Annotated in this window: 20 protein-coding genes; 7 read left to right on the top strand and 13 right to left on the bottom strand. The window is 70.5% G+C overall.

Annotation, left to right across the window (positions count from 1 at the left end; genetic code table 11):
- Positions 1–1102, top strand: a 1102-nt coding sequence (locus ACREEF_RS13085; RefSeq protein ID WP_431566012.1) for a heparinase II/III domain-containing protein, incomplete at its 5' end; no start/stop codon positions are given.
- A gap of 96 nt (positions 1103–1198) precedes the next feature.
- Complete coding sequence (gene purH / locus ACREEF_RS13080; protein ID WP_431566011.1) at positions 1199–2803, top strand: bifunctional phosphoribosylaminoimidazolecarboxamide formyltransferase/IMP cyclohydrolase; 1605 nt, start codon at positions 1199–1201, stop codon at positions 2801–2803.
- A gap of 109 nt (positions 2804–2912) precedes the next feature.
- On the opposite strand, the gene ACREEF_RS13075 is transcribed toward purH, so the two are convergent.
- Both ACREEF_RS13075 and ACREEF_RS13070 read right to left on the bottom strand, forming a co-directional pair.
- The gene (locus ACREEF_RS13075; protein ID WP_431566010.1) at positions 2913–3728 is read right to left on the bottom strand and encodes a siderophore-interacting protein; all 816 of its coding nucleotides are present in this window, start codon (positions 3726–3728) and stop codon (positions 2913–2915) included.
- The gene (locus ACREEF_RS13070; RefSeq protein WP_431566009.1) at positions 3725–4354 is read right to left on the bottom strand and encodes a PadR family transcriptional regulator; all 630 of its coding nucleotides are present in this window, start codon (positions 4352–4354) and stop codon (positions 3725–3727) included. Before ACREEF_RS13070 ends, ACREEF_RS13075 begins: the two co-directional genes overlap by 4 nt.
- A 111-nt stretch (positions 4355–4465) precedes the next feature.
- Between ACREEF_RS13070 and ACREEF_RS13065 the strand changes: the two genes are divergently transcribed.
- Positions 4466–5215, top strand: a complete 750-nt coding sequence (locus ACREEF_RS13065; protein WP_431566008.1) for a dienelactone hydrolase family protein — start codon at positions 4466–4468, stop codon at positions 5213–5215.
- Positions 5216–5232: 17 nt separating this feature from the next.
- Here the strand turns inward: ACREEF_RS13065 and ACREEF_RS13060 are convergent, their stop codons facing one another.
- The 6 genes from ACREEF_RS13060 to mutS form a co-directional block, all read right to left on the bottom strand.
- Positions 5233–5697, bottom strand: a complete 465-nt coding sequence (locus ACREEF_RS13060; protein WP_431566007.1) for an OsmC family protein — start codon at positions 5695–5697, stop codon at positions 5233–5235.
- 12 nt (positions 5698–5709) lie between these two features.
- A complete protein-coding gene (locus tag ACREEF_RS13055) occupies positions 5710–6420 on the bottom strand; it encodes a GNAT family N-acetyltransferase (RefSeq protein ID WP_431566006.1) in 711 nt (236 codons plus the stop codon).
- A 71-nt stretch (positions 6421–6491) separates the two neighbouring features.
- Positions 6492–7529: a tryptophan--tRNA ligase gene (trpS, locus tag ACREEF_RS13050; RefSeq protein WP_431566005.1), complete on the bottom strand. Its 1038-nt coding sequence runs from the start codon at positions 7527–7529 to the stop codon at positions 6492–6494.
- 158 nt (positions 7530–7687) lie between these two features.
- Entirely contained in the window at positions 7688–9394 is a 1707-nt protein-coding gene (gene murJ / locus ACREEF_RS13045; protein ID WP_431566004.1) for a murein biosynthesis integral membrane protein MurJ, read from the bottom strand.
- A 31-nt stretch (positions 9395–9425) separates the two neighbouring features.
- On the bottom strand, positions 9426–12116 hold the full coding sequence (gene glnD / locus ACREEF_RS13040; RefSeq protein WP_431566003.1) for a [protein-PII] uridylyltransferase: 2691 nt from the start codon (positions 12114–12116) through the stop codon (positions 9426–9428).
- Complete coding sequence (gene mutS, locus ACREEF_RS13035) at positions 12113–14809, bottom strand: DNA mismatch repair protein MutS (RefSeq protein WP_431566002.1); 2697 nt, start codon at positions 14807–14809, stop codon at positions 12113–12115. Before mutS ends, glnD begins: the two co-directional genes overlap by 4 nt.
- Positions 14810–14900: 91 nt before the next feature.
- Between mutS and ACREEF_RS13030 the strand changes: the two genes are divergently transcribed.
- Positions 14901–15596 carry a DUF4328 domain-containing protein gene (locus ACREEF_RS13030; RefSeq protein WP_431566001.1) on the top strand — a complete coding sequence of 232 codons (696 nt, stop codon included), beginning with the start codon at positions 14901–14903 and terminating at the stop codon, positions 15594–15596.
- A gap of 6 nt (positions 15597–15602) precedes the next feature.
- Here ACREEF_RS13030 and ACREEF_RS13025 read toward each other — a convergent pair whose 3' ends face one another.
- From ACREEF_RS13025 to ACREEF_RS13015, 3 genes are all read right to left on the bottom strand, one after another.
- On the bottom strand, positions 15603–16502 hold the full coding sequence (locus ACREEF_RS13025; RefSeq protein ID WP_431566000.1) for an aldo/keto reductase: 900 nt from the start codon (positions 16500–16502) through the stop codon (positions 15603–15605).
- Between the two features lie 70 nt (positions 16503–16572).
- The gene (maiA, locus tag ACREEF_RS13020; protein WP_431565999.1) at positions 16573–17205 is read right to left on the bottom strand and encodes a maleylacetoacetate isomerase; all 633 of its coding nucleotides are present in this window, start codon (positions 17203–17205) and stop codon (positions 16573–16575) included.
- A complete protein-coding gene (locus ACREEF_RS13015) occupies positions 17202–17858 on the bottom strand; it encodes a fumarylacetoacetate hydrolase family protein (RefSeq protein ID WP_431565998.1) in 657 nt (218 codons plus the stop codon). Before ACREEF_RS13015 ends, maiA begins: the two co-directional genes overlap by 4 nt.
- 171 nt (positions 17859–18029) lie before the next feature.
- Here ACREEF_RS13015 and ACREEF_RS13010 point away from each other — a divergent pair, with 171 nt between their 5' ends.
- A complete protein-coding gene (locus ACREEF_RS13010) occupies positions 18030–18374 on the top strand; it encodes a DUF883 family protein (protein WP_431565997.1) in 345 nt (114 codons plus the stop codon).
- The gene (locus ACREEF_RS13005) at positions 18374–18766 is read left to right on the top strand and encodes a hypothetical protein (RefSeq protein ID WP_431565996.1); all 393 of its coding nucleotides are present in this window, start codon (positions 18374–18376) and stop codon (positions 18764–18766) included. The genes ACREEF_RS13010 and ACREEF_RS13005 overlap by 1 nt, the downstream gene beginning before the upstream one ends.
- A gap of 73 nt (positions 18767–18839) precedes the next feature.
- Here ACREEF_RS13005 and ACREEF_RS13000 read toward each other — a convergent pair whose 3' ends face one another.
- Both ACREEF_RS13000 and ACREEF_RS12995 read right to left on the bottom strand, forming a co-directional pair.
- Complete coding sequence (locus ACREEF_RS13000; protein WP_431565995.1) at positions 18840–19691, bottom strand: metallophosphoesterase family protein; 852 nt, start codon at positions 19689–19691, stop codon at positions 18840–18842.
- Positions 19691–20638, bottom strand: a complete 948-nt coding sequence (locus tag ACREEF_RS12995) for a diacylglycerol/lipid kinase family protein (RefSeq protein WP_431565994.1) — start codon at positions 20636–20638, stop codon at positions 19691–19693. Before ACREEF_RS12995 ends, ACREEF_RS13000 begins: the two co-directional genes overlap by 1 nt.
- Positions 20639–20789: 151 nt before the next feature.
- Between ACREEF_RS12995 and ACREEF_RS12990 the strand changes: the two genes are divergently transcribed.
- Positions 20790–21137 (top strand): YMGG-like glycine zipper-containing protein, encoded by a 348-nt coding sequence (locus ACREEF_RS12990; RefSeq protein ID WP_431565993.1) that lies wholly within the window; start codon positions 20790–20792, stop codon positions 21135–21137.
- The last annotated feature ends 154 nt before the right edge of the window (positions 21138–21291 follow it).

Here is a 21291-nt window from a genome sequence, read left to right as displayed (position 1 = left end):
GGGCAAGGCCGGGGCCGGTCTGCGCCGCGCCGCGCTGAAGCGCCTGCCCGCCGCCTTGGAGGCCGCCGTCGCCGCCGACGGCCATCACGCCGCCCGCGCCCCGGAAATGGGTCTGGAGCTGCTGCTCGACCTGCTGACCCTGGACGACGCCCTGGCCCAGCTGTCCGAGCCGACGCCCGAACCGGTGGCCGCCGCCATCTCGCGCCTGACCGCCAGTCTTCGCGTCCTGGCCCTGCCCGACGGCCGGCTGGCCGCCTTCCAGGGCGGCGGGCCCTCGACGCCCGAGCGCGTCGCCGTCGCCCGCGCCCATGACGAAACCCCCGCCCCCCCGCCCAGCGGCGCGGTCGGCGGTCTGGTCCGCATCTCCAGCCCCCTGCTGACCGTCATGACCGACGTCGAGGCCCCGGCGCGCGGCCCCTGGTCGGCCGCCGCCTGCGGCCAGCCCGCCGCGCTGGAGGTCGTCTGCGGCCGCGACCGTTTGTTCACCTCGGCCGGCTGGACCCCGCGCGCCCTGGACCGTCAGGCCCTGCGCCTGACGCCGGGCGCCTCGACGCTGACGCTGGGCGAGCAGCCGCTGGGCGAACCCCTGTCCGGCTGGAAGGCCGAGCTGCTGGGCCCGCGTCTGGTCGGCCCGACCCTGCACGTCACCCGCCAGTATCAGGAGGGCGAGGGCGCCGTCTGGCTGGAGGTCGAGCACGACGGCTGGATGCCCCAATACGGCCTGATGCATCAGCGCCGCCTCTATCTGGATCAGCGTCTGGACGAACTGCGCGGCGAGGAGCGCCTGCATCCGCCGGAAGGCCGCCCCGACGTGGTCCGCGCCATCGCCGCCCCCTACGCCTTGCGCTTCCAGCTGGAGCCCGGGGTGCAGGCCTCGCTGGCCCGCGACCGTCGCTCCATCCTGCTGCGCGGCCATTCGGGACGCGGTTGGTGGTTCCGCAGCGACGGCCCCGACGTGGCCATCGAACCCGCCGTCCACGTCGACGAGGGCCTGACCCGGCGCTCCCTCCAGATCGTCGTCCGCGGCTCCGCCCGCACCGACGCCGACACCAGGATCCGCTGGAAGCTGAGCCCGGCCGGCGCGGCGGGCGATCCGCACTAGACAGCCAGGGAATTGGGCGGCGCGGGCTGACGCGGGCGGTCGATGGTGCTAGAGGCCGCGCCATCTCCCCGCCCCAGCTGTTAACGGACGCCGCCCATGCCCGCCGCTCCCGACTTTCCGCCCGCCCCGGACGCGATCAAACCCGTCCGCGCCCTGATCTCATTGTCGGACAAGGCGGGGCTGGAGGAGGCCGCGCGCACGCTCGCCGGCCTCGGCGTCGAGCTGGTCTCGACCGGCGGCACCAAGGCGACGATCGCGGGCTATGGCCTGCCGGTCAAGGACGTCGCCGATCTGACCGGCTTCCCGGAAATGATGGACGGCCGGGTCAAGACCCTGCACCCCGTCGTCCACGGCGGCCTCCTGGGCGTGCGTAACGCCCCGGCCCACGCCGCCGCCATGACCGAGCACAAGATCGGCGCCATCGACATCGTCTGGATCGACCTCTACCCCTTCGAGAAGACGGTGGAATCCGGCGGCGGCTTTGAAGCGGCCATCGAGAACATCGACATCGGCGGCCCGGCCATGATCCGCTCGGGCAGCAAGAACCACGGCCACGTCGCCGTCGCCGTCGACTCGATCAGCATCGGCCTGATCGTCGAGGCGCTGAAGGCCGACGGCTCGACCTCGCTCAACCTGCGCAAGCAACTGGCCGCCCGCGCCTTCGCCCGCACCGCCGCCTATGACGCCGCCGTCGCGTCGTGGTTCGCCGGTCAGCTGAACGACGCCGCTCCGGCGCGCAAGTCGATCGCCGGCTCGCTGGCCCAGACCCTGCGCTACGGCGAAAACCCGCACCAGACCGGTGCCTTCTACCGCACCGGCGAGAAGCGTCCGGGCGTCGCCTATGCGACCCAGATCCAGGGCAAGGAGCTGGGCTACAACAACATCGCCGACGCCGACGCCGCCTATGAGCTGGTGGCCGAGTTCGAGGCCCCGGCCTGCGTCATCGTCAAGCACGCCAACCCCTGCGGCGTGGCCGTCGGAAACACCCTGTCGGAAGCCTACGCCCGCGCGCTGGAATGCGACGCGGTGTCGGCCTTCGGCGGCGTCATCGCCGTCAACCGCCCGCTGAACGGCGACGACGCCCGCGCCATCACCGACATCTTCACCGAGGTCGTCATCGCCCCCGGCGCGGACGAAGAGGCCGAGGCCGTCTTCGCCGCCAAGAAGAACCTGCGCCTGCTGATCACCGACGGCCTGCCCAACCCCCACGGCGCGGGCGAGGTGTTCCGCTCGGTCGCCGGCGGCTTCCTGGTGCAGTCGCGCGACCGCAGCCTGATCAAGCCTGAGGACCTGAAGATCGTCACGCGCCGCCAGCCGACGCCGACCGAGATCCAGGACATGCTGTTCGCCTTCACCGTGGCCAAGCACGTCAAGTCCAACGCCATCGTCTACGCCAAGGACGGCCAGACGGCGGGCATCGGCGCCGGCCAGATGAACCGTCGCGACAGCGCTCGCATCGCCGCCATCCGCGCCAAGGAAGCCGGTGAGGCCAAGGGCCTGGCCCACTCGCTGGCGCAAGGGTCCGCCTGCGCGTCCGAAGCCTTCTTCCCCTTCGCCGACGGCCTGCTGGAAGCCATCGCCGCCGGCGCCACGGCGGTGATCCAGCCGGGCGGTTCGATGCGCGACGCCGAGGTCATCGCCGCCGCCGACGAGAACAACATCGCCATGGCCTTCACCGGAACACGCGTGTTCCGGCATTAAACTGGAAGAGCGCTAACGCGGGCGACGCGGTCGCCCGCTGCTTGAGCGCGAACGAAGAGGGCGCTGCCGGTCGTCGGCAGCGCCCTTTTTTACGTTTGAGGTCTGGCTCTCAGTCCTCGATCACCTCGTGCGAGCCGGCGCGGCCCAGACGCCAGTAGCCGGCGACCTTCATCCATTTCGGGTTGAAGGCGCGGGCGGCCAGCAGGGCGGCGCGCATGGAACGGGCGACCGAGGACTCGCAGGCGACCCAGACATAGGCGTCGCTCGGATCGATCCGCTGCGCGGCCGCGACCGCCGCCGCCGTCAGGGCCTCAGCCCGGCCGCGCGGGCCGCCGTTGCGGTGGACCCAGACGATCTCGACCTCGGCTGCGCTGGACAGGGCCAGTTCGCCCGAGGCGTCGACCACCTCGATGCAGGCGACGGCGCGGGCGCTGGCCGGCAGTTCCTCCAGCCGTCGGGCGATGGCGGGGACGGCCGCCTCGTCGCCGACCAGCAGGTGTTCGGCGAAGCTGGTCGGGATCAGGAAGGAGCCGCGCGGTCCGCCCAGTCCCAGTTCGTCGCCGGGGCGGGCGTCCTCGGCCCAGACCGTGGCCGGGCCGCCGTGACCGACCGCAAAGTCGATGGTCAGCCGCCGGTTCGCGGCGTCGAAGGCGCGCGGGGTGTAGTCGCGCGCCGTCCGTTTCGGCTCCGGAAAGACCGGTCCGTCCGGCCCAAGCGTGGGCAGGACCACAGCCTGGCCGCGCGGCGTCGGAAAGATCTTCACATGATCGTCGAAGCCGGGGCTGAAGAAGCCTTCCAGTTCCTCGCCGGTCAGGACGATGCGCTTCAGCACCGGCGTCAGCTGCTCGACCGCCTCGACGCGAGCGCGGCGGAATTTCAGCTCGTGCCGAACCCGGCGCGGCTGGCGCAGAAGGGCCTCGGTCATGCCTGACGCACCTTTTCGGCGGCGGCCTCCAGCAGGTCGGCGATGGCCTCGACCTGGGCCTCGGTCAGCGGCGGCTCCTGGGTCAGGCGCAGATGGGTGGCGTTGCGCAGGGCCTCGATGGCCTGGGCGATGCGGGCGGGCCGGTCGGGGCGTCCGCGCAGAGCCTTCATCTTCATCTCGATGTGGGCCAGGGCCTCGGCGTTCTCCGTCAGCAGACGGCGACCCTCGTCGGTGACGGCGTAGCGCTTCTTGCCGCCCTCGGCGGCGACGCTGACCGCGCCCATATCCTCCAGCAGGGCCAGGCTGGGATAGATGACGCCGGGGCTGGGGGCGTAGGTCCCGCCCATGCGGCTTTCGATCTCCTTGATCAGCTCATAACCGTGGCTGGGCTTGTCGGCGATCATCGACAGCAGCACCCAGCGCAGGGCGCCGTGCTCGAACATCCGTCCGCCACCGCCGCGTCGCCCGTGGCGACCGCCGCGCATCCGGCCTTCGCCGTCCCTGCCCTCGGGCCGCATGTGGCGGCTGTGCCCGCCCCGGCCGAAGCCGTGACCCGTTCCGTGGCCGCCGTGACGGCCGCGTCCAAAGCCATGACCTGATTTTTCGATCCCCTTGGATCCTCTCATATCGTTCTCTCTTCTTTCACTTAGATATATCGAACTTCCGCATAGATATATCGATATATCGAAACCGCAAGACCCCCTTTCTTCAGAACTTCGACGCTCTAAGTTAGACCCATGGATACGCTCGACGCCCGCTGGGCCATGCTCGAACCGCACGTGACCGTGGTCGGACCCGATGACGACCAACCGCGCCCGGCGGTGCTGCTGTTCCACGGCTGCGGCGGGCTGCGGGACCACCTGCCGCGCTACGCCGAGGCGGCCAAGGCGGCGGGCTGGCGCGCCTTCATCGTCGATTCCTACGGCCCGCGCGGCTGGAACCGCGCCTTCACCCTGACCACGGTCTGCACCGGTCTGGTGTTGCGCGGCTATGAGCGGGCGGGCGACCTGCTGGCCGCCATCAAGGGCGTCTCGCAACGCCCCGACGTCGATCCGGCCCTGCTGTCGCTGGCCGGCTGGAGCCACGGCGGCTGGTCGATCATGGAGATGATGAGCGAGGACCCGCAACCGGGCCGGATGGGCGTGGCCGATCCCGGCGCCACCGACCTGTCGGGGGTCAAGGCGGTGTGGCTGGCCTACCCCTATGTCGGGGCCTGGGCCTTCAACAAGATGAAGCCGTGGCGGCACTGTCCGCGCGTCCTGGCCCTGACGGCCAAGAAAGACCACCTGACCACGGTGTCGAACGCCGAACGGGTCAACGCCATGATCCGCAACTGCGGCTCCGAGGTCGAAAGCTGGATCGCCGAGGGCACCCACGCCTTCGACGAACCGACCAGCAACGGCCCGATGCGCCACGACCCCGAACTGACGCTGGAGGCCCTGCGCCGCTTCACCGCCTTCCTCAAGGACGTGGCGCCGGACGCCTGACGATCAGCCCAGGACGATCAGCCCAGACGGGCCGTGACCGTGATCTCGGACCGCACCGTATGGGCCATGTCGCAGTGCTCGTGCGCGGCGTGGTGCAGAGCGTCCAGCTCGGCCTGATCGGGCTGGCGGCCCGCGAAGGTCGTCACCGGGTTCAGGGCGACGCGGGCCAGATAGCGCTTGCCCGCCTCATTCTTGTCCAGCTCGCCCGAGGCCTCGTCCAGATAGCGGTCAACCGTCAGACCGGCGTTGGCGGCGAAGGCCAGGAACCACAGCATATGACAGCTGGACAGGGAGGCGATCATGGCCTCCTCCGGGTCCACCGCCGTCGGGTCAGACAAGGGGACGGGCACGCCCGAGGGCGCCGAGGAGCCGGGCACCACCGCCCCGCCGTCGAAGCGCCAGACGTGGGCGCGGCTGTATCGCTTGTCGACGAAGGCCTGATCGCCCCGCGTCCATTCCACCGTCGCGCCGTGTCCGCTCATCTGCCGTCTCCTCTAGCCCTCGCCCAACGAGGTATAGATCATGCGCGCCCGGCTCTGAAAACCGAGCCCCTGATAGAAGGCGATCGTCGCCGCGTGATCGGCGAAGGCGTGCAGGAAGGCCGCCTCCCCCGTCGCCAGAATCTCGCTGACCACCACGCGGGACAGGGCGGCGGCGTAGCCCTTGCCGCGATGATCCGGGTGGGTGCAGACCCCGCTCAGCTCGGTGAAGCCGTCGACGCGCAGCCGCCGTCCCGCCATGGCCACCAGTTCGCCGTCCTGCTTGATGCCGATGAAGGGGCCCAGTTCGCGGGTGCGCGAGCGGAAGGGGCCCGGCCGCGTCAGCGTGGCCAGCGCCAGCATGGCCGGGGCGTCCGCCTCGCCCAGCACCTCGATCACATCGTCCAGCGGCGCGGCGCCCGGCCCGACCGGCGTCAGGGCCGTCGCCGTCATCTGCACGAGAGCGACCTGAGCCGCGATGGGCGCTCCCTCGGGCAAGACCCCGGCCATCGGCCCGCCCTCGCGCTCGACCAGTCCGGCGCCGGGGTATCGCCGCGCCAGCTCGGCCAGGGCCTTGCGGCTCTGCGCCGTATCATCAGCCGCCGCCAGAAAGACGCCCACCTCGGGATCGAGGCGCACGGCGTCCGGCCCGGAATCCGCCGTCGTGAACCGGGACAGGCGCGTCGTCAGGGCGTTGAAGACGGCGCGATCAAGAGGATGGGTCATGACCGAGGATCTAGGCGCGAAGGCCCAGTGGCGAAACCCGCCGCGGCGCCGTCACGTCCGAAAACGGCCGATCAGCCCTGCCAGAAGCCGACGACCTTCTTGACCTCGTCCACCACCGGCTGGGCCACCTCGCGGGCGCGCTCGGCGCCGACGGTCAGGGCGCGGTCGATCTCGGCCGGGTCGGCCATCAGGCGGCGCATCTCGGCGGTGACCGGGGCCATGGAGGTGACCGCCAGCTCGGCCAACTTCGGCTTGAACGAGCCGAAGCCCTGACCGCCGAACTCGGCCAGGACGGCCTCGCGCGTCGTGTCCGACAGGGCGGCGTAGATGGCCACCAGGTTCTTGGCCTCGGGCCGACCGTCCAGGCCCTCGACCGTGTCAGGCAGGACATCCATGTCCGATTTGGCCTTCTTGATCTTGGCGGCGATGGTGTCGGCGTCGTCGGTCAGGTTGATGCGCGACAGGTCCGACGGATCGGACTTGGACATCTTGGCCGACCCGTCGCGCAGGCTCATGACGCGCGTGCCTGGTCCCTGGATCAGGGGCTCCGGCTGGGGGAAGAAGCCCGGCACGCCGAAGTCGTTGTTGAACTTGGCGGCGATGTCGCGGGTCAGCTCCAGATGCTGTTTCTGGTCCTCTCCGACCGGCACCTCGGTCGCCTTGTAGAGCAGGATGTCCGCCGCCTGCAGCACCGGATAGGTGTAGAGGCCGACGCTGGAGCGTTCCTTGTGCTTGCCCGACTTCTCCTTGAACTGGGTCATCCGGTCCAGCCAGCCGAGGCGGGCGACGCAGTTGAAGATCCAGGCCAGTTCGGCGTGAGCCGGCACCGCTGACTGCGGGAAGATGGTCGCCTTGGCCGGGTCCAGCCCCGAGGCCAGATAGGCCGCCGCGATCTCGCGCGTCTGGGCCGCCAGCTTCTCGGGCTCCTGCCAGACGGTGATGGCGTGCATGTCGGCGACGAAGACGAACAGGGGCGCGCCCGTGTCCTGCAGCTCGGTGAAGCGCTTCAGGGCGCCCAGGTAGTTGCCCAGATGCAGGGCGCCGGAGGCCTGGATGCCGGACAGGATGCGGCGCGGACCGGTGTAGGGGGCCGGGGTCTGATCAGTCATGGGTGATTTCTCGGGACTCGAAGAGGCTGGATTCGGCGCGCGCGCAGGCGCGCGGGGTCGTGCGGTGAACAGTCAGCCGCGCCATCGACGGGCGACGAAAGGGTGTCCCGAATGAGCCATGCCTTCGCGCTTATCGGTTCGAGACGCGAAGGGCAAGCTTACCGCCCCCGACGCAGCAGGCCCTTGACCTCGGCGACGGTGACCGCGCGGGTGGCGAAGGCCAGGATCACATAGGTCAGGCCGCCCGCCGCCACGACGGCTAGCAGGGTCAGCTCCTTGGCGCCGTGATCCGTGCCGAGCGCGCCCAGCAGGGCTTCGACCGGGGCCTGCAGCATGGGCCGCGCCCAGGAGGCGACGCCGACCACCAACCCCAGGCCGATGCTGGCCAGCAGGATGCGCGCCAGCCGCGACGCCGCCGCCGGACCGGGGCGGTAATGGCCGCGCCGCCACAGGGTCGCGCCAAGCAAGAGGACATTGACCCAGGCCGAGGCGCTGACCGCCGCCGCGATGCCCGAGATGCCCATGCCGAAGTTGAACAGGGCGATGGCCAGCACCGCGTTCACGGCCACCGACACCAGTGCGAAGGTCATGGGACGCCGGGTGTCGCCGCGCGCGAAGAAGGCCGGGGCCAGGATGCGGATCAAGACGAAGGCCGGCACGCCCCAGCCGAACTGGAACAGGGCCTGGGCCGTGTTGACGGCGTCGACCTGGAGGAAGGCGCCGCGCGTGAACAGGGCGTCGATCAGGAAATGGGGCATGGCCATCAGGGCCGCCGCAGCGGGCAGGGTCAGGGCCATGGACAGGACCGTCGCCTCGTCCATCGAGGCCTGCTGCTGGGCGTGATCCTGAGACGCCACCGCCGCCGACAGGCGCGGCAAGAGGGCGATGCCGATGGCGACGCCGACCAGGCCCAGCGGCAGCTGATACAGCCGGTCCGCCGTGGCCAGCCAGGTGCGCCCGCCCGCCACGAAGCTGGACAGGTTCTGCGAGATGAAGACGTTGATCTGGGTGGCGCTGTTGCCGATCACCGCCGGGATAGCGGTGATGACGATGGCCTTCACCGCCGGGGTCAGCTTGGGCAGGGTCAGACGGATGTTGGCCCCGGCCTTGCGCGCGGCCCACCAGCACAGGCCCGCCTGGGCGAAACCGGCCACCAGAACCGCCCAGGAGGCGGCGTAGGCGGACTGGATCTGCCCCCCTTGCACCGGGATGACGGCCGCCAGCATGATCAGGTTGAGCAGGATGGGATAGGCGCCCGAGACGATGAAGCGCCCGCGCGCGTTCAGCACTCCGTTCAGCAGGGCCGCCACGGCCATGCAGGGCAGGTAGGGCATAGTGATCTGGGTCAGGATCACCGCCAACTTGAAGCGCGCCGGATCGTCCAGGAAGCCGATGTTGATGACCGTCATCAGCCACGGCATCGTCAGCTGGGCGACAATGGTCAGGACCACCGTCACGGCGGCGACGGCGGCCAGGGCGTCGGTGGCGACCTGATCGGCCACGGCCTCGCCCTCGGTCTTCAGCGTCTTGGCGTAGGCCGGGACGAAGGCGGCGGCGAAGGCCCCTTCGGCGAAGATGCGGCGGAACAGGTTGGGGAAGTTCAGGGCGGTGTTGTAGGCGTCCGCCGCCGGTCCCGCCGAGGCCCCCAGCGCCGCCGAGATCACCACGTCGCGCGCGAACCCGGCCAGTCGGCTGAGCAGGGTCATGGCGCTGAAGATGGCCGAGGAGCGCATAACGCCCCCCGTTTTGGGCGCGTCGCCGTCCAGCGTCGTCGAGGCGGCGGGCGGCTGAACGATCGGCTCGACCGTGGCGTTGGCGGCGGAGATCGGCGCGGCCGGTTCGATGGGATCGGTCTTGTCGTTCACGGCTGTCTCTGTGCTCGCCCAGACAAACGCCTTAGCGCGCCCGCGACCCGCTGGATATGGGCTTGCGTCCGATCTCGCCTTCCAGATCGGAGACGTCGCGCACGCTGGCCCGCACCGGCGTGATCCGACGCCCCGCCGGTCCTTGCGGCGCCCGGTCCAGAACCTCCAGCAGCCCGGCCTTCAGCCCCTCCAGCCGCGCCGCGTCGCTCGGCTTCGCCCCGTCCGCGTCGGTGATGTAGAAGCCGTCCACCGCCCGCTCGCCGAAGCTGGCCACGTGGGCTGAACGGGTCGAGTAGCCGTGGGCCGAAATGGTCCGCGCCAGATCGGCCAGCAGGCCGGGCCGGTCGGCGCCAGAGACCTCGACCACCACGGCGCTGGCGCCCGTTTCCGTGTCGATGCGCACCACCGGGCGCACCTCGAACACGGCGCGGCGGGCGCTGACGCGCGGGGTCTCGACCGCCGAGGTTCGCGCCCCCTTCTGCGCCGCCCGCTCCAGCGCCTTGACCAGAATGGCCAGCCGTCGCGGCTCGCGCCGGCCATAGGCCTCGCCCGCCCCGTCCTGGATCTCGAACACGTCCAGCGCCGTGCCGTCCTCGGCGGTGGCCAGACGCGCCCCGACCACGTCGGCCCCGGCCATGGCCAGGGTCGCGGCCAGGTCGGCGAACAGGCCGGGCCGGTCCAGCGCCGCCACCGCCACCCGCGCGGTGGATTCCAGCGGCCCTTCGGCGGCCAGGGCCTCGACCGCCGCCCCCTCGCGCCGCGCCCGCTCCACCAGGGCCGGGTGATCGATCAGCGGGTCCTCGCGCGTCACCGCGTCGCCGCGGAACAGGGCCTCGGTCGCCTCGAACAGGGCGCGCATCAGCTGCCCCTTCCAGCCGTTCCACACCCCCGGCCCAACGGCGCGGATGTCGGCCACGGTCAGGACCATCAGCATTCGCAGACGCTCGGGGTCGCCCACCGCCTCGGCGAAGGCCCGCACGGTCGAAGGGTCGGACACGTCGCGCTTTTGCGCATAGTCGCTCATCAGCAGGTGATGGCGCACCAGCCAGACCACCAGCTCGATCCGGCGCGGATCGACGCCCAGCCGCTCGCAGGCCCGGCGCGCGGCGATGGCCCCGTCCTCCAGCTGGCCCCGGTCGCCGCCCTTGCCCACGTCGTGCAGCAGCATGGCCAGCATCAGCACCTCGATATCGGCGATGCGGTGGATGATGGCGGTCGAGGCCGGGTGGTCGGCCTCCAGCTTGCCGCGCGCGATGTCGTTGATGATCCCGACCGCCTGCAGGGTGTGCTCGTCCACCGTATAGGCGTGGTACATGTTGAACTGGGTCTGGCCGACGATCCGCCCCCATTCGGGCAGGAAGCGGCCCAGCAGGCCCGTCTCGTTCATGATCGACAGGACGCGATAGGGTCGCTGGCCGTGCGCCAGCACCGTCAGGAAGGCCTCGGCCGCGCGCGGGTCGCGCCGCAGCGCCGGCGTCACCAGCGACAGGGCGCGGATCACAGCGGCGAAGGCGTCGGGGTGCAGGTCCAGATCCAGCCGGTCGGCCTCGACGAACAACAGCAGCAGCCGCACCGGGTCGTGGGCGAACACGCTGCCCCCCGTCACCGTCAGTCGCCCGCCCTCGACGGCCAGACCGTCGAAGGCCAGCTTCGCCCGTCGCCGGGGGATCAGCCGCGACAGGCCGCGCGCCAGGCCTTGCGCCTTCTTCTGCTGGCGCGCCTCCAGCTGGGCCGAGACGGCGCGGGTCAGGGCGCCAACCTCGCGCGCCACCTGAAAATAGCGGCGCATGAAGCGCTCGACCGCCAGTTCGTCGCCGCGCCCACGCCAGCCCATGCGCCGCGCAATCTCGGGCTGGAAGTCGAAGGTCAGCTTCTCCTCGGCCCGGCCCGCCGCCAGATGCAGGTGGATGCGCACGCTCCACAGGAAGCCTATGGCCTCGCGGAAGCTGCGCAGCTCGCGCGCGCTCAACAGGCCCTCCAGCGCCGCCTGCCCGCGCTCGCTGTCCGGCGCCAGCGAGCGGGCGATCCAGAACAGGGTGTTCAGATCGCGCAAACCGCCCTTACCGTCCTTGATATTGGGCTCGACGCGATAGCGCACGGCGCCGGCCTTCTGCAGGCGAACGTCGCGCTCCTCCATCTTGGCGGCGATGAAGGGGCGAGGATCGGCCTTGGCGGTCTCGGCGCGAAAGCGCCGCAGCAGGTTCTCGCCCAGAGCCGCGTCGCCGACCAGCACCCGCGCCTCCAGCAAGGTGGTGCGCACCGTCATGTCGCTGCGGGCCAGATCCAGGGTTTCGCCGACCGAGCGCGAGGCCGAGCCGACCTTCAGCCCCAGGTCCCACAGGACGTAATGGACGAACTCGATCACCGCCGTGGCGCGGGCGCTGGCGGTCTGACCGGGGCGTAGGAACAGCAGGTCCAGATCGGAAAAGGGCGCCAGGACGCCCCGCCCATAGCCGCCGACCGCCAGCAGGCTGAGGCGATCCTGCGGCGCCGGATGCAACACCTCGGTGGCGATGCGCCACAGGCTGGTCAGCATCGCATCCGCAGCGGCGGCGTAGAGGCGCGCCGCCTCGGCCCCGTCCACGCCGCCTTCCAGCCGCCGGGCAACGCGGGCGCGGTCGACGGCGAAGCTTTCGCGCAGGACCTCGGTGACGGCGGCGCGCGCATCGGGCGCCGCGGCGGCCTGAACCAGACGTGGATCAAGGGCCGCCGGAGGGGTCACGAGCGCGACAGGCCCTTCAGCCGATACAGCGCCTCCAGCGCCTCGCGCGGGGTCAGCTCATCCGGGTCGATGCCGGCCATGGCGTCATCCAGCGCCGAGCTGATCGGAACCGGCCCGGGCTCGGCCACGGCGGCGAACAGGGGCAGGTCGTCCAGACGCGCAGCCGCCGCCTTCTCGCTCTCCAGCCGTTCCAGCACCTCGCGGGCGCGGCCCACGACCGCGGTCGGCACCCCGGCCAGCTTGGCCACCTGCACGCCGTAGGATCGGTCCGCCGCGCCGGGCGCCGCCTCATGCAGGAAGACCAGATCGCCGTTCCACTCGCGCGCCTTCATCGACAGGTTGCAGACGTGATCCAGCCGCTCCTCCAGCCGCGCCAGTTCGTGATAGTGGGTGGCGAACAGGGTGCGGGCGCGATTGGTCTCGTGCAGGGCCTCGGCCGTGGCCCAAGCGATGGCCAGACCGTCATAGGTGGCCGTGCCGCGCCCGATCTCGTCCAGAACAATGAAGCTGTGCGGCGTGGCCTGGGTCAGGATGGCGGCGGTCTCGACCATCTCCATCATGAAGGTCGAACGACCGCGCGCCAGATCGTCGCCGGCGCCGACGCGGCTGAACAGCCGGTCGACAACGCCGAGGCGCATGGCGCGCGCGGGGACAAAGGCCCCGGCCTGGGCCAGCACCACCAGCAGGGCGTTCTGGCGCAGGAAGGTCGACTTACCGGCCATGTTCGGACCGGTGACGATCGACAGGCGCGAGGCCCCGGCGCCGTCGCCGGCCAGGCGGCAGTTGTTGGGGGTATAGGGGTCGCCCTGCGCCGTCACCGCCGCCTCGACCACCGGGTGACGCCCGGCCTCGACGTCGAAGCAGAGGCTGTCGTCGACCACGGGGCGCACGGCGCCGACTTCTTCCGCCCATTCGGCCAGGGCGGCGTGGGCGTCCAGTTCGGCCAGGGCCTCGGCCACGCCCTGCAACAGGGCCGCCAGCCGCGCCACCTCGCGCCGCCAGGTCTCGAAGGTCTCGCCTTCCATGGCCAGGGCGCGATGCCCGGCCTGGCTGATCTTGGCGTCCAGTTCCGACAGTTCGACCGTGGTGAAGCGGACCTGATTGGCCAGGGTCTGACGGTGGATGAAGGGGCTGTCCGGCCCGGCCCGCAGCAGATTTTCCGCCGCCTTGGCCGAGGCCTCGAGGAAGTAGCCCAGCACGGCGTTGTGGCGCACCTTGAAGGCCACGCCGCTCTCGGCCACGGCGCGGGCCTCCAGATCCGCGACCACACGGCGGCTGTCATCGCGCAGGGTCCGGGCGGCGTCCAGTTCGGGGCGGTGGCCGGGGTTCACGAAGCCGCCGTCGCGCGCCAGATGCGGCGGCTCCTCCATCAGGCCGTCGCCCAGATCGGCCAACAGATGCGACAGCTCCCCGTCCAACGTCAGCCGGTCAAGGCAGGCCAGAACCCGCGCGGGCGGCCCCGCCCAGGGATCATGCGTCGAGGCGGCGAACAGCCCGGCCAGGGCCTGCGCCGTCGTCAGGCCCGACCGGATGGCCGCCAGATCGCGCGGCCCGCCGCGTCCCAACGCCAGACGCGAGGTGGCCCGCGCCACGTCGGCCGAGGCGCGCAGCCCGTCTCTTAGATCGCGCCGCAGGTCGCGTCGCTCCAGCAGCCACTCCACCGCGTCCAGCCCGGCGTTGATCGCCGCCGGGTCGCGCAGGGGCCGCGAGATGCGTTCCGCCAGGGCCCGCGCCCCGCCCGAGGTAACGCTGCGGTCGATGCCGTGCAGCAGGCTGCCGTCGCGCTCGCCCCGCTGGGTGCGGTCGATCTCGAGGCTCAACCGGGTGGCCGGGTCGATGGCCAGAAACCCGCTCTCGCCCGAACGGCGCGGCGGGGCCAGAGCCGGAATTTTGCCGGCCTGCGTCGTCTCCAGATAGGCGGCGATCAGGCCCAACGCCGAAACCTCGGCCTCCTCAAAGGCGCCGAAGCCGTCCAGAGCCGAGACGCCGTACAGCCGCTGCACCCGATCGCGCGCGCCGACCGGCTCGGCCAAGGCCTGCGGCATGGCCTGAACCACGCCGCCGGAACCGTCCAGCGCCCCCTTCAAGGTTTCGTCCGAGAACAGACGATCGGGGACCAGAACCTCCGACGGACGGAAGGCCGCCAGCGCCGCGCCGAGATCGCCGAGGTCGCAGGCCACGCTGTCCACCGCGCCCGCCGACAGCTCGACCACGGCCACGGCGGCGCGACCCTTGCGGATCGCCACCGCGGCCAGCCGGTTGGCCCCGCGCGCGTCCAGCAGGCTGTCCTCGGTCAGGGTGCCCGGCGTCACCACCCGCACCACCCCGCGATGCACCACCGCCTTGTGACCGCGCTTCTTGGCCTCGGCGGGGTTCTCCAGCTGTTCGCAGATGGCGACCTTGAAGCCCATGCGGATCAGCCGCGCCAGATAGCCGTCCAGGGCATGGACCGGCACCCCGGCCATGGGAATGTCCTCGCCCTGATGCTTGCCGCGCTTGGTCAGGGTGATGCCCAGGGCCGCCGCCGCCTTCACCGCGTCGTCAAAGAACAACTCATAGAAGTCGCCCATGCGGAAGAAGAGGATGGCGTCCGGCTGATCGGCCTTGGCCGCCAGGAATTGCGCCATGACCGGCGTCGTTCCGGCATCGGGCTTCAGATCGGCTTGCGGGGGATGGGACAGGCGCGCGTTCATACGCCGCGCAAGGTGACGGATCGGCGCCTTCGCCTCAAGCGTCGGCTTGCAGCTTCACCGTAGAAATGATCCTCTCGCCTAGGGGGAAGTCATGACCAAGAAGACCTATATCGCGCAGCCGATCCTCGGATGGTGGCGCGCCGTCGAGATCCTCGGCTGGACCTACACGGCCGTCGCGGCCGTTCTGGCCGTGCTGTTCACGATCGAATGGAGCCTGCTGAAGGCCATAAGCAATGACGGCCTGGTCTTGCAGGACACGCCCCTGCTGACGGGCTTTGACATGGCCATGCGCAGCTTCGGCGTCCTTGGTCTCGCCAGCTATTGGCTGGGCGTGGTCCTGACCCTGATCTGGTACTATCGCGCGAACAGCAACGCCCACGCCCTCGGCCTTCGTCTCGACACCGAGCCGAAATGGGCGGTGGCCTGGTTTTTCATCCCCTTCGCCATGCTGTTCAAACCCTATGGCGTCACCAGCGAACTATGGCGTTCCAGCGCCTATCCGGACCACTGGCGCGGAAAGTCGGACCCCGCCCGGATGCGATGGTGGTGGGCGGCCGTGCTGATCGGAAAGATCGGCAGCAGCTTCGGCGACAAGATGTACGTCGCCGAAAAGGCCGACATGATTGAATTGGGCGCCCTGACTCTCGCCGTCTCGGCAGGCGTCACTGCGGTTGCCGGCGCTCTCTTCCTCTCGATGGGTCGAGAGATTTCAAAGCGTCAGCAAGCCCTGATCGACCAGGACTACAAACGTGCGGACACGCTCAATCAGGCCGTCTGGAACGCCTGAACCGTCTTAGGCGGCGTTGCTGACATGCAGACGCAGGCGCGAGGCGACGGCGGCAGGGGCCTCGTCCAGGGCCAGAGCGTCCCAGTCGATGTCGGGCTTAGCCGCGTGCGAGGCGGCGACGATGGCGCGTAGTTCTGCCGCCGAGGCCACGCTGGCGATGACCGAGGCTACGCCGGGCAGGTTGAGGGCATAGGCCAAGGCCGCCTGCATCGGATCGACCCGCGCCTCGGCCAGACGGCGGCGCGTACGCGACAGGGCCATGCCGTGCGCGGCCAGTTCGGGCGGCAGGCTCTCGCGGTTGGCGAACAGAAGGCCTTGCGCGAAGACCGAGGCCAGATGCACCTCGACTCCCTGACCAGCCAGGGCCTCGATCACCCCGCCGCGCGCGGCGCGCTGGTCCAGGATGTTGCCGGACACCTGCACCACGTCGGGCTGAAAGCGGCGAGCGATCAAGGCCGGGCCGTCCTCGACGGTGGCGACGAAGCCGATCTTGCGGAAGACGCCGCGCTCCTTCAGTGCGCTCAGGCGGGCCCACAGGGCGCGGCCCTCGGCCCCGGCCAGATCAGCGGCGTTCTGCACCAGGACGGCGTCGCCGCGCGGCAGGCCCATGCGTTCCAGCGAGCGGCGGGCGCGGGCCTCGACCCGGTCCAGACCATCGGCCAGAGGCACGGTGCGCACGGTGACGCGGAAGGGCGAAGGGAAGGGCCAGGCCTGGCCTAGAAGGCGCTCGACATCGCCCTCGGGCCGGGTCGCGACCAGGCCGACGCCCGCGTCGCCCGCTGTCTGCAGCAGGTGGCGCATGGCGTCTTCCCGCTGGCCAGGGGGCAGCGGTCGGGACCGTTCGGGCTCAGTCACCACTGCGATGGCGAGCCGGTCGGCCGGAGAGGGCGGGACGGCGAATCTCACGACGCCGATATTCAGCGCCAAAGCTTAAGGGAGATTGACCGAAATCAATGCCGTTGGTGAACGAACAGGCTTAATCCGCATCCGGCTGGTTATCAGGGTGCGCCGCAATGAAGGCCGGATGCAGCTCCGCCCGCATCTCGATCTCCAGCAGACGCGGAAACGCCGTTAGATCGACGTTGAAACGGCGCGCCGAATAGAGCTGCGGAATCAGGTAGCAGTCGGCGAGGGTCGGGGCGCCGCCGAAGCACCAGCCCTCGCCGTGACGCACCACCAAAGCCTCCAGCGCGGCGAAGCCGTCGAGGATCCAGCGCCCGGCCCAGGCGTCCACCCCCGCCTGATCGGCGCCGAGGTCGCGCACGGCCTTCAGCACCCGTAGATTGTTCAACGGATGGATATCGCAGCCGATCAGGGCGGCCATGGCGCGCACCACAGCCCGGTCGGCGGGGTTCGAGGGCAGCAGAGCCGGATCCGGATGAATTTCTTCCAGCCATTCCAGAATGGCCGGGCTCTGGGTCAGGACCAGGCCGTCGTCCGTCTCCAGCGCCGGAACCAGACCTTGCGAGTTCAGCGCCAGATAGGCGTCCGACTTCTGTTCGCCCGCGCGCAGATCGACCGGCGCCGTCTGATAGGCCAGCCCCTTCAGATTGAGGGCGATGCGGGTGCGATAGCTGGTGCCCGAGCGCCAGTAGCCGTGCAGGATCATGCTTTCACCGTGAAGACGAGCGGGGCCAAGCCGTCGATGCGCGCCTCGACCCGGTCGCCGGGAACCAGAGGGCCGACGCCCTCGGGCGTGCCGGTGAAGATCAGATCGCCCGGCTGCAGGCGCCACAGCTCCCCAGCCTTGGCCAGAATGCCCGCCGGGTCCCAGATCATGTCCGGCAGACGCCCCGACTGGCGCGTCTCGCCGTTGACCTTGAGTTCGATGACCGCGTCCGGATCGGGCAGGGCGCCCAGCGTCAGGGCGCCGCAGGGCGCCGACTGGTCGAAGGCCTTGCCCGCCTCCCACGGCCGGCCCTTGGCCTTCGCTTCGGCTTGCAGGTCGCGCCGCGTCAGATCGACGCCGACGGCCCAGCCCGCGATGTCACCATTCCCGCCCACGGCGACGACCAGTTCGACCTCGTGATGCAGGTTCGCCGTCGCCGAGGGATAGGCCGGATCGGCCCCGTCCGCGACCAGGGCGTCGGCCGGCTTGGCGAAGAAGAAGGGCGCGGGCCTGGACGGATCGGCCCCCATTTCGCGGGCGTGGGCGGCGTAATTCTGGCCCACGCACAGGATGCGGCGAACCGGGAAACGTCGATCATCGCCGACGATGGGCAGGGACGGCGTCGGGGCGGGCGGGAACAGCCATTGGGTCATGACGTTGTTCTAGGACGACGTTTCGAGCGACGCCAGAAGGCGGCGCGCGCTAGGCCTTGCATCAGGGCCCCGGTCTTGCTGCAGTGCAGGAACCTTGGCCCTTGGTGTGGCGTTCGGGCTGGGGGTTCTCTATTTAATCGTCAAGCTTACACACCCAGCGGAGCGCGCATCATGGCCACGACCAAGGCTCGGGAAGACATCAAGAACGACCTGAAGACCCTCAAGGAGGATCTGAAGACCGGCGCGCGCGAGGAAACGCAGCGCCTGAAGGAAAAGGCCGCCGAGGCCGAGGCCCGCCTGCGCGAGCAGGGCGAGGAACTGCGCGAAAAGGCCCGCGGCTATTACGACGACGCCCGCGTGCGCGGCCGTGAATATTACGACGAGGCCGCCGAGCGCTTCGAGGAAGCCCAGCGCTACGTCGTCGAACGGGTGCAGGAACGCCCGGTGCAATCCACCGCCATCGCCCTCGGCGTCGGCTTCGTCCTGGGCCTGCTCATCGCCGGTCGTCGCCGCTGATGATCGGGCGGGGGCTGATCAATCGCGCGGTGGCGACCTTCGTCGCGGCCGGCGCGGGCTTCGTGGCCATGGTCGCCCTCGGCGCCACGGTCTTCTACCTGCTTGAACTGGTCGTGCCGTCCCTGGCGGCGGCGGCGATTACGGCGGCCCTCTTCGCCGTCATCGCCCTGATCGTCGCCCTGGTCTTCGTGCGCCGCGCGCACGGGCATGAGGAGGAAGAGGAGCATGAGCCGGAAAGCCTGGGTATGCGCGCCTTCCACCTGTTGCAGGACCGCCCCCTCCTGGGCGCGGCGGCGGCGCTCGCCGGGGGCTTCATCTTCCTACGCAATCCGGCCCTGGCCACCATGGTGGCGGCGGCCTTCACCGAAAGAAGCCGTTCGCGGCGGCGCTGATCGGCGCATCCCTGAACAGCCTGAGGCCCCGGCGGATCGTCGGGGCCTTTTTCATGGCCGGAAATCCGGCGGCTCAGACGACCGCGGCCTCCCGCTCGCCCGGCGTCGCCGGATCGGGCGCCGTCTCGGCCCGACGCGTGTCCTGGCGGCGCGGCAGCCGCCAGGTCTGATGATCCTCAAAACGCTTGCCGGTCCAGACCACGGCCGTCACCACGATCTCATGCGCGTCCCATTCGATCCGGTTGAAGCTCGGCGGCGCCCCGCGTTCGCGATGCGACAGGGTTCCGCAGCCGACGGCGTAGGAACAGCGATTCGACAGGTCGATCTCCAGCGCAAACGGCACATGGACGTGGCCGGTCGTGATCAGGTCCACCCCCGCCTCGGCGAAGATCAGGGCCGCCTGGTCGCCGCGCTTGACCTCGCCGGTCATCGGCGTGCCGATCATCTCGATCAGGGGGTGGTGGCAGGCCAGGATGCGCAGCGCCCCGATCGGCGCATGGCGCAAGGCTCCGGCGGCGCGGCGGGTCTGGTTCAGGTCGATCACCCCCTTGGACCAGTTGGCGCGCGCCTGCCAGCCGCGCGCCGTGGTCACGCCGCGCACCATCAGGTGGCCGTGCCGGAACTCGTGATCATGGGCCGGATGGCCGATGGCGCGCTCGAACGCCCGCCACGGCCAGAACAGCCGCGCCATCACGTCCCAGTAAGGCACGTCGTGATTGCCGACGGTGACGAAGACCGGCTGAGGCATGGCCCTGATCCACGCGCCCGCCGCGGCGAACTCGTCCGGGAGGCCGCGCTGGGTGATGTCGCCGGTGATCAGGACCAGGTCGTGCGGCGTCGCATGGGCGTAGTCGAGCGCGGCGGCGACGGCGTGGACGTGCTCGCAGCCGAAGTGCACGTCCGAGAACTGGATCACCCGTCCCATCAAACGCCCTCCTCCGTCGCTGCAGGCCCGGTCCTGGGAAGTTGGGGCGCCAGGGCCATGAAGGCGCGCGGCAGGAAGGTCACGCTGGCCTCGCGGCCCAGCAGCATGGGCTCGCCGTCGATCACGGCGGGAATCTTCGACCGGGCCGAGACCGCGATCCAGCGCGCCGGCCTGGTCGTCACATTGGCGTCGTGCCGCCAGTCGTCGAACAGGGCGCGGGCGGCCAGACGAAAGGCCTGGGCCGCGTCCGACAGGTTCATCGCCGCCGCCTCCAGCCCGACCGGCTCGTCCATGATCCGCGAGATCAGCGGACTGATCAGCACCAAAGCCTCGGCCCGACGCTTGACGCCCCCGTCCAGGCTGAAACGAATGCGGCCGGTGAAGGCGCGCTTCAGGGCGCGGCGCCCGTGCATCCAGGCCAGCTTCAGCTTGCCGGTCCGCATCGCCTCGCGCGCCGGCGCCCACAGGGCGGGCGCGCCCAGGATGGCGGCGCAATAAAAGGCCTCGCCCTCGACCACCCCGCCGGACACCGGCCGTCGCTCGCCCTCCTCCAGCGCCCGGCGCAGGGCCAGCCGCCAGTCGGCCGTGCCGTAGAGGGCCTTAGGCAGCATATTCATCGTCCCGCCCGGCAGGGGGGCGATCAACGGCCCCTGGGCGCCGGCCCGCGCCGCCACCGCTCGCGCCGTGCCGTCCCCGGCGAGGACGAACAGCACGTCGGGCCTGGCCGCCAGCGCCGCGTCGATCTGGTCCGAAATTCTGCCCCCCTCCAGCGTCGTCACCGTCGCCTCGAAATCATAGAGGGACAGGATGGCCTCCGCCTCGTCGGCGGCCTGAGGTCCGACGCCGCCGGACAGGGGATTGACCAGGATGGTCACTCTTTTCATCGCGACATGGGGCGTAAGGCGAGGCGTATCGGGAAAGGCGGCGGTCGCGGCAGCGTCAGTCATGGGCCGCGAACGTCTCGTCGGCGGGCCGGTTCCGCTGCACGGCGGCGCCGAACACAGCAATGTGAAGCTTGTCGCTCTCACCCCGGAACCTGGGCCTTTGCCCCGCGTTCTGCTGGTTTCAGGGGAGCAACCCCGGATGAAGGACAGATCCATGAACAAGGCGATCATCGCCATCGCCGGCGCCGGCCTTCTGGTCACCGCCTGCGCCAGTGACCCCTATTACGGCGGCGGCCCCAACGAAACCGTGAAACAAGGCGCCATCGGCGCCGGCATCGGCGCGGTGGCCGGGGCCATCATCGGCAACAACGTCGGCGGCGGCAACGCCGGCACCGGCGCGGCCATCGGGGCCGTGGTGGGCGGCGCCGCCGGCGCGATCCGCGGCTCCAACCAGGACCGCCGCAACCAGCAGCGCTATCAGGACAACCAGGGTCGTTATTACTACTGCTACGACAACCGCCAGACCGAATGCTACTGGGAGAACGGCCAGCGTCGTTACTAAGACGGCTGGCGCCCGAACGGTTTTCGGGTCAGGTTTCAGGGGCGGCCCGCGAAGGCGGGCCGCCCTTTCTGCTTTCGTAAGCATCCGCGCCCGGGGCTGGGCGTCTTGTTGAGGGGCTGTCCGATGAAACCGATCCTCCCTGTCGCCGTCATCG

Origin of the sequence: Brevundimonas sp. (assembly GCF_050729455.1) — a bacterium.
Classification (GTDB): Bacteria; Pseudomonadota; Alphaproteobacteria; order Caulobacterales; family Caulobacteraceae; genus Brevundimonas.
Note: the sequence above shows the minus strand (reverse complement) of the source record. Positions and strands in the feature narration are given on the sequence as shown.

What these genes read in the sequence shown, in the direction of transcription:
- ACREEF_RS13075 (WP_431566010.1), bottom strand. Translation starts at nt 3,728, where the DNA reads ATGACCGAGGCCCTTCTGCGCCAGCCGCGCCGGGTTCGGCACGAGCTG.
- ACREEF_RS12995 (WP_431565994.1), bottom strand. Translation starts at nt 20,638, where the DNA reads ATGACTGACGCTGCCGCGACCGCCGCCTTTCCCGATACGCCTCGCCTT.
- ACREEF_RS13060 (WP_431566007.1), bottom strand. Translation starts at nt 5,697, where the DNA reads ATGAGCGGACACGGCGCGACGGTGGAATGGACGCGGGGCGATCAGGCC.
- maiA (WP_431565999.1), bottom strand. Translation starts at nt 17,205, where the DNA reads ATGATCCTGCACGGCTACTGGCGCTCGGGCACCAGCTATCGCACCCGC.
- ACREEF_RS13055 (WP_431566006.1), bottom strand. Translation starts at nt 6,420, where the DNA reads ATGACCCATCCTCTTGATCGCGCCGTCTTCAACGCCCTGACGACGCGC.
- ACREEF_RS13065 (WP_431566008.1), top strand. Translation starts at nt 4,466, where the DNA reads ATGGATACGCTCGACGCCCGCTGGGCCATGCTCGAACCGCACGTGACC.
- mutS (WP_431566002.1), bottom strand. Translation starts at nt 14,809, where the DNA reads ATGAACGCGCGCCTGTCCCATCCCCCGCAAGCCGATCTGAAGCCCGAT.
- purH (WP_431566011.1), top strand. Translation starts at nt 1,199, where the DNA reads ATGCCCGCCGCTCCCGACTTTCCGCCCGCCCCGGACGCGATCAAACCC.
- ACREEF_RS12990 (WP_431565993.1), top strand. Translation starts at nt 20,790, where the DNA reads ATGAACAAGGCGATCATCGCCATCGCCGGCGCCGGCCTTCTGGTCACC.
- trpS (WP_431566005.1), bottom strand. Translation starts at nt 7,529, where the DNA reads ATGACTGATCAGACCCCGGCCCCCTACACCGGTCCGCGCCGCATCCTG.
- ACREEF_RS13070 (WP_431566009.1), bottom strand. Translation starts at nt 4,354, where the DNA reads ATGAGAGGATCCAAGGGGATCGAAAAATCAGGTCATGGCTTTGGACGC.
- ACREEF_RS13000 (WP_431565995.1), bottom strand. Translation starts at nt 19,691, where the DNA reads ATGGGACGGGTGATCCAGTTCTCGGACGTGCACTTCGGCTGCGAGCAC.
- ACREEF_RS13005 (WP_431565996.1), top strand. Translation starts at nt 18,374, where the DNA reads ATGATCGGGCGGGGGCTGATCAATCGCGCGGTGGCGACCTTCGTCGCG.
- ACREEF_RS13030 (WP_431566001.1), top strand. Translation starts at nt 14,901, where the DNA reads ATGACCAAGAAGACCTATATCGCGCAGCCGATCCTCGGATGGTGGCGC.
- ACREEF_RS13015 (WP_431565998.1), bottom strand. Translation starts at nt 17,858, where the DNA reads ATGACCCAATGGCTGTTCCCGCCCGCCCCGACGCCGTCCCTGCCCATC.
- ACREEF_RS13010 (WP_431565997.1), top strand. Translation starts at nt 18,030, where the DNA reads ATGGCCACGACCAAGGCTCGGGAAGACATCAAGAACGACCTGAAGACC.